Origin of the sequence: Niveispirillum lacus (assembly GCF_002251795.1) — a bacterium.
In the GTDB taxonomy this organism is placed as follows: Bacteria; Pseudomonadota; Alphaproteobacteria; order Azospirillales; family Azospirillaceae; genus Niveispirillum; species Niveispirillum lacus.
Genome location: NZ_NOXU01000032.1, coordinates 53,025 through 65,377, shown reverse-complemented (window position 1 = coordinate 65,377; position 12,353 = coordinate 53,025). Strand labels below are relative to the sequence as shown.

Below are 12,353 nucleotides of genomic sequence, written 5' to 3'. Positions count from 1 at the left end.
CTAGATCTTCCGAAGGATGTAACCATGAACCGCCGCCAGCTTTTCTCCGCCGCTGCTGCGACCGCCCTGGTGGCGGGAGTTGCAACCCAGGCCGGTGCTGCCGATGCGCCCGGCCTGGTGCTGCCGCTATGGCCGGGCCAACCGCCGGGCGGGGAGAAGGTGACGGTGACCCAGTCGGAGATCGCCCGGTCGGACGACCCGCGTTTCAAGGATGTGGCCATCCTGAATGTCACCCAGCCAAACCTGACCCTCTTCCGCCCCGCAAAGCCCAATGGGGCCGCCATGCTGATCATCCCCGGTGGTGGGTATCAGCGGGTGGTGGTGGGTAAGGAGGGTTATGATATCGCGCAATGGCTGGTAGGGGCCGGGATCACCGTCTATGTCCTGCTCTACCGCCTGCCCGCCGATGGCTGGGCCGCCGGGCCGGATGCGCCCTTGCAGGATGCCCAGCGTGCCATCCGCGTGATGCGGTCGCAGGCCAGCCGTTACGGTTTTGATCCGAACAGGCTGGGGGTTATGGGTTTCTCGGCCGGTGGGCATCTGGCCGGGATGGCGGCCACGCGCTACGGAAAAGAAACATATCAGCCAGTGGATGAGATTGACCGCCTGTCGGCCCGGCCCGACATCGCGGCCCTGGGTTATCCGGTCATCTCCATGCTGGCGGGCATCACCCATGGCGGGTCGGCCAAGAACATGCTGGGGGAGAACCCCAGTGCCGCAAAGATCGAAGAATTTTCGGTCGACAAGAGCGTGCCTGCCGATGTGCCCCCCACCTTCATCACCCATGCTGCCGATGACGGCGCGGTCCCCGTTGAGAACGCCCTGCTGATCTATGCTGCCTTGCGGGCGCAGAAGGCAAAGGTCGCCATGCACCTGTTCGAAGCGGGCGGTCATGGCTTTGGGCTGCGCGCGGAAAAGGCCGCCCCCGTGGCGGCGTGGCCGCAGCTTTTCCTGGACTGGAGCCGGACCCATGGCTTTGCTTGATGCTTCCCGGATAAGCCGGATGATCGGGGGTATCGCAAACCTGCTTTCCCCGCGAAAGCGGGGACCCAGGGGCCACAAGCCCGACGGTTGGTGCCCTTGGCCCCTGGACCCCCGCTTTCGCGGGGGAGGCGGGAAGGGGCTTGCTGGTCTGTTGGGGCTGTTGCTTTTCGTCGCCACCCCCACCTTTGCTGACGCGCCCAAACCGCTCTACCGCGATCCTGTGTTCGACGGCGCGGCGGATGCATCGCTGGTTTATGATCCGGCCGGGCAGCAATGGGTGATGTTCTATACCAACCGCCGCGCCACCCTGGCGGACGCGCAGGGTGTGGAATGGGTGCATGGCACACGCATCGGACGGGCCGTGTCCAAGGATGGCGGCAAGAGCTGGACCTATGACGGCACGGCCGATATCCGCTATGGCAGCGGGGAGGGCATCACCTATTGGGCGCCGAATGTCGAATATATCGGCGGCCAGTGGCATATGTTCCTGACGATCGTGCCGGGGGTGTTCAAGGATTGGAACGCATCGCGCGAAATTGTGCATCTGACCAGCCGCGACCTGAAAGTCTGGGATTTTGCCGGCAAGGTTGATCTGGGGTCGGACCGGGTCATTGACGCAGCGGTGCATCCGCTGCCGGGTGGTGGCTGGCGGCTTTGGTACAAGGATGAACGTGACGGTTCCTCCACCCATTATGCCGACAGCCAGGATCTGAAGACCTGGACCCATGGTGGCGTGGCCGTGAAAACGCGCGGCGAAGGCCCACAGATCATTGAATGGCAGGGTTGGTACTGGCTGATCCTGGATGCCTGGGACGGGTTGGGCGTCTATCGTTCCAAGGATCTGACCACCTGGGAGCATCAGCCCTACAACCTGCTGAAGCAGCCGGGCCGCGCCCTGACCGACCGGGCCAAGGGCGGGCATGCCGATGTGGTGGTCAGCGGCGACCGTGCCTTCCTGTTCTATTTTGTGCAGCAAGGTGGGGAGCCGGAGGCAGCCAGCGACCCGACATGGCAGCGCCGGTCGGTCATTCAGGTGGCCGAACTGGGCTTCAAGGATGGCTGGTTGACGGCCGACCGGGAACAGCCGGTGGATGTCAGGCTGCTGCCACCATGACCACGTGGATCGATATCCGCGACCATGGGGCCGTGGGCGATGGCGTGACCATCGACAGCCCGGCCATCAACCGCGCCATCCAGGCCGCTGCCGCCGCAGGTGGTGGGGCGGTGCGGGTGCCGGCAGGGGTGTGGCTGTGCTTCTCCGTGCGGCTGGCATCGCATGTCCGCCTGCATCTGGATGCAGGCGCCGTGATCCGCGCGGCGGTGCCGGGGCCTATGGGTGCCTATGATCCGCCGGAGCCTAACCCCCACGATCTCTATCAGGATTTCGGCCATTCCCATTGGCACAACAGCCTGATCTGGGGCGATGGCCTGACCGACATCGCCATCACCGGCCCCGGACTGATCGACGGCCATGGCCTGACCAGTAAGGGGCCAGGGGCGAAATGGGCCAAGCGGAAAGGCTATTTCCCGGAAAGCATGGCGGGGATGAGTGCGGCTGAACTGGCCGCCGAGGACCCGGAAGAAGCGGCGATGCAGGGCCAGGGCAACAAGGCCATCGCCCTGAAACACTGCACCCATGTGACCCTCCGCGACGTCACCATCGCCAGGGGTGGGCATTTTGCGGTGTTGGCGACGGGCGTGGATCACCTGACCATCAACCGCCTGCGTATTGATACGCAGCGCGATGGGCTGGACCTGGATTGTGTGCGCCATTGCATGGTAAGCCATTGTCGCATCAACACGCCCAACGATGATGCCATCGTCCTGAAATCCTCCCTGGCCCTGGGCGAAGCAAGGGTGACGGCGCATGTGCGCATCCATGATTGTCATGTCAGCGGCTTTGATCCCGGCAGCATGCTGGATGGGCGTTTCCGTCGTACCCAGGACAAGGCCCCCGATCAGGATGGCATGACAGGCCGCATCAAGTTGGGCACCGAAAGCAATGGCGGCTTTCACGATATAGAGATCACACGCTGCACCTTCGAGCGGTCGCGTGGTTTGGCGCTGGAAACCGTCGATGGTGGGATGCTGACCGACGTCCGCATCAGCGACATCACCATGCGGGAGATCACAACGGCCGCCTTGTTCATCTATGCCGGTGCCCGCCTGCGAGCACCCGATGGGACGCCGCCCGGCGGCATCCGGGGTGTGCGCATCGAACGGTTGCGGGCGACCGATGTTGATCCCCGCTTTGCCAGCATCATCGCGGGGCAGGCGGGCTATCCAGTGCGTGACGTGGTCCTGTCCGAGATCGACATCACCTATCGCGGCGGCCGGCCCGCGCTGGATGGGCCTGTACCGGAAAAGCCCGATGCCTATCCAGAGCCCAGCATGTTCGGCCCGATGCCGGCCTGGGGCCTGTTCATGCGCCATGCGGCGGATGTGACGATCGCCGGCGCCACCCTCTCTACCGCCCAGCCCGATGGCCGCCCGGCCCTGTGGCTGCATGATGTGGCGGGGGCTCATTTTCAGGATATCCGTTTACGGAACAATGCCATGACCCTGCCCCTGGTCTGCCAGGATGTGCGCGGCCTGACGGGGGAGGTAGTGCCATGATGATCAAGCGCCTGGGGCTTCTGGTCGCGACCCTGCTGGCGGGCCTGTCAGTAGCGGCGGCGGAACCGCCACGCGAATGGGTGGACAAGGATACCGGCCACCGCATCATCCGCCTGTCGACGGAGCCGGGGACGCGCAGCCTCTATTTCCATCAGAATGGCTATACGCCCGATGGCAAGACCCTCATCGTCACCAATCCGGGCGGCATCGACATGATCGACCTTGCCACCCGCGTGCAGAAGCGGCTGGTGGCCGGTGCCGACCTGAACCTGCTGTTCACAGGTCCGAAGTCGGGCCGCGTGTTTTTCACCCGTAAACCCCAACTGGCGGAAGGGGAGGGGGTGGAAGTCTTCGCCGCCGATCCCGCCACGGGCACGGTGGCAAAGGTCGCCCAGGTGACAAAGGGGCAGATCGGGTCGATCAATGCCGACGAAACCCTGCTGCTGGGCGTGCTGGCCGAAAGCAAGTTTGAGCTGCAGCCTGGAGCCCCTGACCCGAAGCACACCCGTTTTGACAATCACTACGAATATATCGGCCCCGATGGCAAACCCATGACCTATGCCGACGCCAAGGAGGTGCGGCTTTATCAGCGGTTGGAGGCGCGGGTGCCGATGGAGATGTTCACCATCGACCTGAAAACCGGTCAGCAGCGCACGGTCCACAAGGCGACAGACTGGCTGAACCATCTGCAATTCTCCCCCACCGATCCCACCCTGATCATGTTTTGTCATGAGGGGCCGTGGCACCGGGTCGACCGTATCTGGACCATCCGGGCCGACGGGACGGGCCTGACCAAGATCCATACCCGCACCATGAACATGGAAATCGCAGGCCATGAATTTTTCAGCGCCGATGGCAAGACCATCTGGTACGACCTGCAAACCCCGCGCGGCGAGGATTTCTGGCTGGCCGGCTATGAGATCGCGACGGGCAAGCGCACCTGGTATCACCTGACCCGTGATGAATGGTCGGTGCATTTCAATGTCTCGCGCGACGGCACCCTGTTTGCGGGCGATGGCGGCGATGCAGAGATGGTGGCCAAGGCCAAGGACGGAAAATGGATCTATCTGTTCCGGCCCGAAAATATCCCCGATGTGGCAGGCATCCATGCCCCCAATGCCGATGATCTGATCCGTCCAGGCGTGCTGCGCGCGGAAAAACTGGTCAATATGCAGGACCATGATTATCGACTGGAACCGAACATCACCTTCACACCTGACGGGAAATGGATAGTGTTCCGCGCCAACATGCATGGTGATGTGCATGTCTATGCAGTGGAGCTGACCAAGCCCTGAGCGGGAATGTTTGGCGTTTACGCCCCGAAAATTCGTGACTTCCCGACGCCCAATCTTGCATTTTTTGTTAAAAAATGGGATTATGTTCCGTAAATTGAGAAAGTGATTGAAGCAGATGTGCAGCGCAATCGTCGACCATGATGAAGAATCAGCCCCTAAAACCACTCCAAGCGGCAGCCAGACGTTGTTGCGGGGCTTGGATGTGCTGGAGGCGGTGGCGGATGGACCAATCAATCTGGCCAAGCTGGCGCAACGACTTGACCTGACGCGCAGCACGACTCACCGGCTTGCTGCGGCCCTTGTCGAACGCGATTTCCTGATTCTGACCCCGCGCGAGGGGTATCAGTTGGGGCCGAAACTGCTTGAACTGGGCTATCTGGCGCAGCAGCAGATGGATATTCCGCGTGTCGCCCGCCCGCATATCGAAGATCTGGCCGCTGCGACCGAGGATACGGTGCATCTGGGCGTACTGGATGGTGATGAAGCGCTGTATCTGGATAAGATCCCCGGCCGTCGACGCATTGAAATCGGCTCACGCGTGGGGGAGCGCCATCCGATTGCGTCCACCGGCCTGGGCAAGGCGCTGATCCTGGACGAGGGTGAGGGGCGTTGGCGCTCGTTTCATCAGAAGCGCTACAGCGAGTCTGAATGGCCCGTCTGGCATGAACGGATGCGCAATTATGCCAAGGGCGGCTACGCCTTCGACCTTGAAGAGAATGAGGACCGCATCCGCTGTGTTGCCGCCCCGATCCGGGGGGCCAGCGGCAAGATCATTGCTGCCATCAGCCTGTCCAGCGCTGCGCAATATATGAGCGATGATCGCATGCAGGAACTGATCGCCACCGTCAAGGACACGGCCCGCGCCATCAGCAAGGGCATGGGATGGAACGATGCCACGGCGCGGCGTTGATCACAGATGACCATCGGGGCGGCGCCGGGAAGGTGATCGCACCTCCCCGGCCTGTGATTGTCATTGCAAATTCACAAACGCACCGCCATCGACCAGCAGCGCGGCGCCGGTGACATAACGGGCAAGGTCGGACGCCAGGAACACCACCGGTCCGCCCATATCCTCTGGCTGGCCCAGGCGGCCCAGGGGGATGCGGCCTTCCATGTAGGTCCGCTTGGCGACATCTGCCAGGTCATCCTTGTTGATATCGGTCAAAATGGTGCCCGGCAGCACAGAGTTGCACCGAATACCATAGGGGCCAAGGGCGATGGCGCAGCTTTGCATCAGCGAATGCACGCCGGCCTTCGTGGGGGTGTAATGCGTCTGCATGCCACCGCCGACCAGCGCGGAGATTGACGAAATGGCGATGATCGCCCCGCCACGGCCCTGGTCCTTCATCTGGTTGGCGGCGGCCTGTGTCATGTAATAGGCACCGTTCAGGTTCACCTTGATCGTGCGGTCCACGACCTCAACCGGCATGTCCAGGAAGGAATGGAACGGGCAGATGCCGGCATTGGAGACGAAGACATCGACACCGCCAAAGGCCGCCACCGCGGCCTTCACAAAGTCCTGGGCGGCTGACGGATCGGCTACGTCGCCTTTCACGGCAATGGCTTTCTGACCCAGGGCGGCGATCTGGGCCACCACATCCTCGGCCGCTGCCGGGGAAGCGGCATAGTTGATGGCGACATTGGCACCGTGCCGGGCGCATTCCACGGCCACGGCGGCACCGATCCCGCGCGATGCGCCAGTGATCAGAACGGTCTTGCCCTCTAGCAAACGCATGGCTTTCCTCCAAATCTCATATTGCGGAATGATGTCTCATAAATCAAAATCAGACGCAAGCCTGATCCCCCCATGGAAGATGGTGACCGGTATCAGGACCGCATTGACAGTTGTTGTCCCATTTTATAAAACTGTATCCCACAATTAAGAACATGCGTAGACGACTTGCCGCGCACGCATGCCCTTCAGGGAGTGTGAAAACACCATGGCCTTCCCCCTTATCCGCGATGTCCGCGCCTATGTGGTGCGCGGCGGTGGTGCCGATTACCATGACCAGGGTGACGGCCACTGGATCGATGATCATATCGCCACCCCCATGTCCCGTTACCCGGAATATCGCCAGAGCCGGCAAAGTTTCGGCATCAATGTGCTGGGCACGCTGGTGGTGGAGATTGAGGCGGCGGACGGCACCATCGGATTCGCGGTGACCACGGGCGGGGAGCCGGCCTGTTATCTGGTGGAAAAGCATTTCGCCCGCTTCCTGATCGGCCGTTCGCCGGTGGAGGTGGAGAAGATCTGGGACCAGATGTATTTCGGATCGCAGTATTATGGCCGCAAAGGTCTGGTGGTGAACGCCATTTCCGGCGTCGATCTGGCCCTGTGGGATCTGCTGGGCAAACTGCGCCAGGAGCCGGTCTATCACCTGCTGGGCGGTGCCGTCCGCGATGAACTGACCTTCTATGCCACCGGTGCCAGGCCCGATCTGGCCAAGCAAATGGGCTTCATCGGCGGCAAGATGCCCCTGCATCACGGCCCGGCCGAGGGTGAAGAGGGCCTGCGTAAGAATATCGAGGAACTGGCCACCATGCGCGAGCGGGTGGGTGAGGATTTCTGGCTGATGTTCGATTGCTGGATGGCACTCGACCTGAACTACGCCACCAAGCTGGCGCACAAGGCGCATGAATATGGCCTGAAATGGATCGAAGAGGCGCTGTCGCCCGACGATTATTGGGGCTATGCCGAACTGAAGAAAAAGGCCCCCACCGGCATGCTGGTGACGACGGGCGAGCATGAGGCCACCCGCTGGGGCTTCCGCATGCTGATGGAAATGGAGTGCTGCGACATCATCCAGCCGGATGTGGGCTGGTGCGGCGGCGTCACCGAACTGACCAAAATCGCCAACATGGCCGACAGCCGCGGCATCATGGTGATCCCGCACGGGTCGTCCGTGTACTCGTATCATTTCGTCATCACCCGCCATAACAGCCCGTTCGCGGAATTCCTGATGATGGCACCCAAGGCCGACAAGGTCCTGCCGATGTTCCATCCCCAGCTTCTGGGTGAGCCAGTACCCGTCAATGGCAAGCTGAAACTGTCCGACAAGCCCGGCTTTGGCGTGGAACTGAACCGTGAGGTCAATCTGCACCGGCCTTATGTCGGGCAGGGCAAATAATCCAATCATTTCCGATCACGAAAGCCACATATCATGAAGCTGCTGCGTTACGGCCCCAAGGGCCAGGAAAAGCCGGGCTTGATGGACGCCACCGGCACCATCCGCGACCTGTCCGGCATCGTGTCCGACATTACCCCGGACGTGCTGTCGCCCGCCGGGCTGGCCAAGATTGCTTCCATCGACCCGGCCAGCCTGCCCGCGGTGGAAGGGTCCCCGCGCTATGGCGTGCCCATCAATGGCGTGCGCAAATTCATCGCCGTCGGTCTGAACTTCGCTGACCATGCGGCGGAGAGCAACCTGCCCATCCCGACAGAACCGGTGCTGTTCACCAAGGCCATCTCCTGTCTCACCGGCCCCAATGACCCGGTGATGATCCCCAAAGGATCGGAAAAGACCGACTGGGAAGTGGAGTTGGGCATCGTCATCGGCAGCCGCGCCCGCTATGTCAGTGAAGAGAACGCGCTGGACCATGTGGCCGGTTATGTCCTGATCAATGACGTGTCCGAACGCGCCTTTCAGATCGAACGCGGTGGCACCTGGGACAAGGGCAAGGGCTGCGACACGTTTGGCCCCGTCGGCCCCTGGGTCGTGACCTCTGACGAGGTGGGTGATCCCCAGAACCTGTCCATGTGGCTGGAGGTCAATGGCCACCGCTATCAGAATGGCAGCAGCAAGACCATGATCTTCACCTGCCGTCAGTTGGTTGCCTATATCAGCCAATTCATCACGCTGGAACCGGGCGACCTGATCACCACCGGCACCCCGCCGGGTGTAGGGCTGGGCCAGAAGCCGGAGCCGAAATATCTGAAGGCCGGCGATGTCATTCGCCTGGGCATCGAGAAGCTGGGCGAACAGCGCCAGGATGTCGTCGCTTGGACCCAGGAAGGTGTGGCATGAGTGTCTATGCCGACCGTTTCAAGGGGCAGGTCGCCATCGTTACCGGCGGCGCGTCGGGTGTGGGCCGGGAAGTGGCCGCCCGCCTGACCCAGGAGGGGGCGAAGGTCGTCCTCTGGGATATGAATGCCGATGCGCTGGCCGAGGCCAAAGCCGCAACCGGTGCCGTGGATGCGGTGGCACTGGACGTGACCGACGCCGAGGCCGTGCATGCAGCCGCGGATGCGGTGGCCCAGAAGCTGGGCCGGTTGGACGTGCTGGTGGCCAGTGCGGGTATCACCGGGGCGACCGTCCCGGTGCAGGATTTCCCGCTGGATAGCTGGCGCCGGGTCATCGACATCAACCTGAACGGCCTGTTCTATTGCTGCCGCGCGGTTATCCCGCACATGCTGAAGAACGATTATGGCCGGATCGTCAATGTCTCCTCGGTGGCCGGTAAAGAAGGCAATCCCAACGCCTCTGCCTATTCGGCTTCCAAGGCCGGTGTCATCGGCTTTACCAAGTCGCTGGGCAAGGAACTGGCCAAGACCGGCATCCGCGTCAACGCCCTGACGCCGGCCACCTTCAAAAGCCCGATTCTGGACCAGTTGCCGCAGAGCCAGGTCGATTACATGCTGTCCAAGATCCCCGCCGGGCGTCTGGGCGAGGTGCATGAGGTGGCGGCCATGATCAGTTGGATGGCCAGTGCCGAATGCAGCTTCACCACCGCGTCGACCTTCGACATTTCCGGTGGCCGCACGACCTACTGATCGACTTGTGCGACGTAAAAAAGGCCGGTCCGTTTGGGCCGGCCTTTTTCATTTACGGTGCAACGACCTGTCGGCCCAGATTTATGATAACCGCCGCGTCGGGCCTGCCCGGTTGCGGGGCGGGGCCAAGCGGGGCAGTGGATTACCGCTTGCCCTTCGCCTTGGCCGCCGCAAATGCCGCTGCAAAGGCGTTATCTTCCACCGGAGCCGGCTTTTTGGGTGGCGGATTGTTGTTCTGCTGCGGCGGACGCTGCTGCCCTTGCTGCGGCCGGGCCGGCGGCGGACCGCGGCGGTCATCGCGCCGATCAGGACCCGGGGCGGCGGGCCGGGCCGGGGCGGGGCGTTCGTCCAGCTTCATGGTCAGGGCCACGCGCTTGCGCTTCAGGTCCACCTCCAGGACCTTGACCTTCACAATGTCGCCGGCCTTCACGACGCTGTGCGGGTCCTTTACGAAGGTATGGGACAATTGGCTGATATGGACCAGCCCATCCTGATGCACGCCAACATCGACAAAGGCCCCGAAGGCGGTGACGTTGGTCACCACCCCTTCCAGCACCATGCCAAGCTGCAAATCCTTCAGCTCCTCCACACCGTCCTTGAATTGAGCGGTCTTGAATTCCGGGCGCGGGTCGCGGCCGGGTTTTTCCAGCTCTTTCAGGATATCGGTGACGGTGGGAATGCCGAACTTCTCATCCGTGAAATCGGCGGGGTCGAGTGATTGCAGGAAGCCGACATCGCCGATCAGCTTGGCGAGCGGGCGGCCGGTCTTTTTCAGGATGCGTTCGACAACCGGATAGGCTTCCGGATGGACCGAGGAACCGTCCAGCGGGTTCTCCCCATCACGGATGCGCAGGAAGCCGGCGGCCTGTTCAAAGGCCTTCGGCCCCAGACGCGGCACGTCCAGCAATTGCCGGCGGCTTCGGAAGGCGCCCTTTTCATCGCGAAACGCGATGACATTCTTGGCCACATTTTCCGACAGGCCGGACACGCGGGCCAGCAGCGGCACCGAGGCCGTGTTCAAATCCACGCCGACGCCATTCACGCAATCCTCGACCACCGCATCCAGCGCACGGGACAGCTTCGCGGGGCTGACATCATGCTGATACTGGCCGACACCGATCGACTTCGGGTCGATCTTCACCAGTTCGGCTAGCGGGTCCTGCAGGCGCCGCGCGATGGAGACAGCGCCACGCAAGGACACGTCCAGCTTGGGGAATTCCAGGGCCGCCACTTCCGACGCGGAATAGACCGAGGCGCCCGCCTCCGACACCATGACCTTGGTGATGCGGTGGTCGGGCAGCAGGGCGATCAGGTCGGCGGCCAGCTTGTCCGTCTCCCGGCTGGCGGTGCCATTGCCGATGGCGATCAGGTCAACATTGTGACGCTTGACCAGCACGGCCAGGGTGGCCAGCGAGCCCTGCCAATCCTTGCGCGGCTCATGCGGGTAAACGGTGGTGGTGTCCAGCAGCTTGCCGGTGGCATCGACCACGGCCACCTTCACGCCCGTGCGGATGCCGGGGTCCAGGCCCAGGGTCGCCCGCTGTCCGGCGGGCGGGGCCAGCAGCAGGTCCTTGAGATTGCGCCCGAATACCGTGATCGCCTCATCCTCCGCCTTCTCGCGCAGGACATTCATCAGATCCAGTTCGATATGCAGCGAAATCTTCGTCTTCCATGCCCAGCGGCAACATTCGGCCAGCCAGCGGTCGGCGGGCCGACCCCGGTCCTGAATGCCAAAGGCGGCGGCGATCAGCCCTTCCGCCGGATGGGCCGAACCGGGAACGGGATCGTCACCGACCGCCAGTTTCAGGTCCAGAACACCCGCGGCCCGGCCCCGGAACAGGGCCAGGGCGCGGTGGGAGGGCATTTTGGTCAGCGGCTCGCTGAAATCGAAATAGTCGCTGAACTTGGCCCCTTCCTCCGCCTTGCCATCGACCAGTGCCGACACGATGCGGCCCTGGGACTGGGCGAAGTCACGCAGGCGACCGACCAGGGTCGCATCCTCGCCCATCCGTTCAACCAGAATCGCGCGCGCCCCCTCCAGGGCGGCTTTCACATCGGCGACACCCTTGTCAGCACTGACAAAGCCGGCGGCTTCCGATTCCGGCGACAGGGTCGGGGTGGAGAGCAGACGGTCGGCCAGCGGCTCCAGCCCGGCCTCCCGCGCGATCATCGCCTTGGTCCGGCGCTTGGGGCGATAGGGAAGGTAAAGGTCTTCCAGCCGGGTCTTGGTGTCGGCCTCACTGATCTGCTTGGCCAGTTCGGGCGTCATCTTGCCCTGCTCATGGATGCTGGCCAGGATGGTGGCCCGTCGCTCCTCCATCTCCCGCAGATAGCGCAGCCGTTCTTCCAGATTGCGCAACTGCGTATCGTCCAGGCCGCCTGTTACTTCCTTGCGGTAGCGCGCGATGAACGGAACGGTCGCCCCCTCATCCAGCAAGCCTACCGCCGCCTCCACCTGGGCAGGACGGACGGACAGTTCGGCGGCAATTTTGTGGGCGATAGACAGCATGCGACAGGCCTTGGAAGAAGAAACCAGGGCGTGGGTGATAGCGCATCACAGGGGCAGGGGGGAAGGATCAAGGGTAGGCCTGGCCGACCCTGTGGTGTTGCAGTGCAGAGATGCGCAAAATATCACCGCGATTAACCATTCCATAACTCCTGTCGCCTAAAAGAACGGTCAGCAACAT

At 62.7% G+C, this 12,353-nt stretch carries 10 protein-coding genes; 8 read left to right on the top strand and 2 right to left on the bottom strand.

The genetic code is table 11. From position 1 onward, the window contains the following. Window positions 1–24: 24 nt before the first annotated feature. The 5 genes from CHU95_RS19685 to CHU95_RS19665 all read left to right on the top strand — a co-directional run bounded on the left by CHU95_RS19685 (window position 25) and on the right by CHU95_RS19665 (window position 5,805). Window positions 25–984 (top strand): alpha/beta hydrolase, encoded by a 960-nt coding sequence (locus CHU95_RS19685; protein WP_094458064.1) that lies wholly within the window; start codon window positions 25–27, stop codon window positions 982–984. A gap of 151 nt (window positions 985–1,135) precedes the next feature. After that, a complete protein-coding gene (locus CHU95_RS19680) occupies window positions 1,136–2,098 on the top strand; it encodes a family 43 glycosylhydrolase (RefSeq protein WP_207762557.1) in 963 nt (320 codons plus the stop codon). Then, a complete protein-coding gene (locus CHU95_RS19675; RefSeq protein WP_094458062.1) occupies window positions 2,095–3,600 on the top strand; it encodes a rhamnogalacturonidase in 1,506 nt (501 codons plus the stop codon). The genes CHU95_RS19680 and CHU95_RS19675 overlap by 4 nt, the downstream gene beginning before the upstream one ends. Beyond that, entirely contained in the window at window positions 3,597–4,895 is a 1,299-nt protein-coding gene (locus CHU95_RS19670; protein ID WP_094458061.1) for an oligogalacturonate lyase family protein, read from the top strand. The genes CHU95_RS19675 and CHU95_RS19670 overlap by 4 nt, the downstream gene beginning before the upstream one ends. Window positions 4,896–5,010: 115 nt before the next feature. After that, on the top strand, window positions 5,011–5,805 hold the full coding sequence (locus CHU95_RS19665) for an IclR family transcriptional regulator (RefSeq protein ID WP_094458060.1): 795 nt from the start codon (window positions 5,011–5,013) through the stop codon (window positions 5,803–5,805). A gap of 60 nt (window positions 5,806–5,865) precedes the next feature. Here CHU95_RS19665 and lra1 read toward each other — a convergent pair whose 3' ends face one another. Further along, window positions 5,866–6,630 carry an L-rhamnose 1-dehydrogenase Lra1 gene (lra1, locus tag CHU95_RS19660; protein WP_094458059.1) on the bottom strand — a complete coding sequence of 255 codons (765 nt, stop codon included), beginning with the start codon at window positions 6,628–6,630 and terminating at the stop codon, window positions 5,866–5,868. A gap of 205 nt (window positions 6,631–6,835) precedes the next feature. Between lra1 and rhmD the strand changes: the two genes are divergently transcribed. From rhmD to CHU95_RS19645, 3 genes are read left to right on the top strand one after another with little or no spacing between them, the layout of a single operon-like run. Beyond that, window positions 6,836–8,023, top strand: a complete 1,188-nt coding sequence (rhmD, locus tag CHU95_RS19655; RefSeq protein ID WP_094458058.1) for an L-rhamnonate dehydratase — start codon at window positions 6,836–6,838, stop codon at window positions 8,021–8,023. Window positions 8,024–8,056: 33 nt separating this feature from the next. Next, the gene (locus CHU95_RS19650; RefSeq protein WP_094458057.1) at window positions 8,057–8,920 is read left to right on the top strand and encodes a 2,4-didehydro-3-deoxy-L-rhamnonate hydrolase; all 864 of its coding nucleotides are present in this window, start codon (window positions 8,057–8,059) and stop codon (window positions 8,918–8,920) included. Then, window positions 8,917–9,666, top strand: a complete 750-nt coding sequence (locus CHU95_RS19645) for an SDR family NAD(P)-dependent oxidoreductase (protein WP_094458056.1) — start codon at window positions 8,917–8,919, stop codon at window positions 9,664–9,666. The genes CHU95_RS19650 and CHU95_RS19645 overlap by 4 nt, the downstream gene beginning before the upstream one ends. Window positions 9,667–9,808: 142 nt before the next feature. On the opposite strand, the gene CHU95_RS19640 is transcribed toward CHU95_RS19645, so the two are convergent. After that, window positions 9,809–12,175 (bottom strand): Tex family protein, encoded by a 2,367-nt coding sequence (locus tag CHU95_RS19640; RefSeq protein ID WP_094458055.1) that lies wholly within the window; start codon window positions 12,173–12,175, stop codon window positions 9,809–9,811. Between the last annotated feature and the right edge of the window lie 178 nt (window positions 12,176–12,353).

Coding starts and splice junctions, on each gene's coding strand:
- rhmD (WP_094458058.1), top strand. CDS start 6,836: ATGGCCTTCCCCCTTATCCGCGATGTCCGCGCCTATGTGGTGCGCGGC.
- CHU95_RS19670 (WP_094458061.1), top strand. CDS start 3,597: ATGATGATCAAGCGCCTGGGGCTTCTGGTCGCGACCCTGCTGGCGGGC.
- lra1 (WP_094458059.1), bottom strand. CDS start 6,630: ATGCGTTTGCTAGAGGGCAAGACCGTTCTGATCACTGGCGCATCGCGC.
- CHU95_RS19645 (WP_094458056.1), top strand. CDS start 8,917: ATGAGTGTCTATGCCGACCGTTTCAAGGGGCAGGTCGCCATCGTTACC.
- CHU95_RS19685 (WP_094458064.1), top strand. CDS start 25: ATGAACCGCCGCCAGCTTTTCTCCGCCGCTGCTGCGACCGCCCTGGTG.
- CHU95_RS19640 (WP_094458055.1), bottom strand. CDS start 12,175: ATGCTGTCTATCGCCCACAAAATTGCCGCCGAACTGTCCGTCCGTCCT.
- CHU95_RS19675 (WP_094458062.1), top strand. CDS start 2,095: ATGACCACGTGGATCGATATCCGCGACCATGGGGCCGTGGGCGATGGC.
- CHU95_RS19650 (WP_094458057.1), top strand. CDS start 8,057: ATGAAGCTGCTGCGTTACGGCCCCAAGGGCCAGGAAAAGCCGGGCTTG.
- CHU95_RS19665 (WP_094458060.1), top strand. CDS start 5,011: ATGTGCAGCGCAATCGTCGACCATGATGAAGAATCAGCCCCTAAAACC.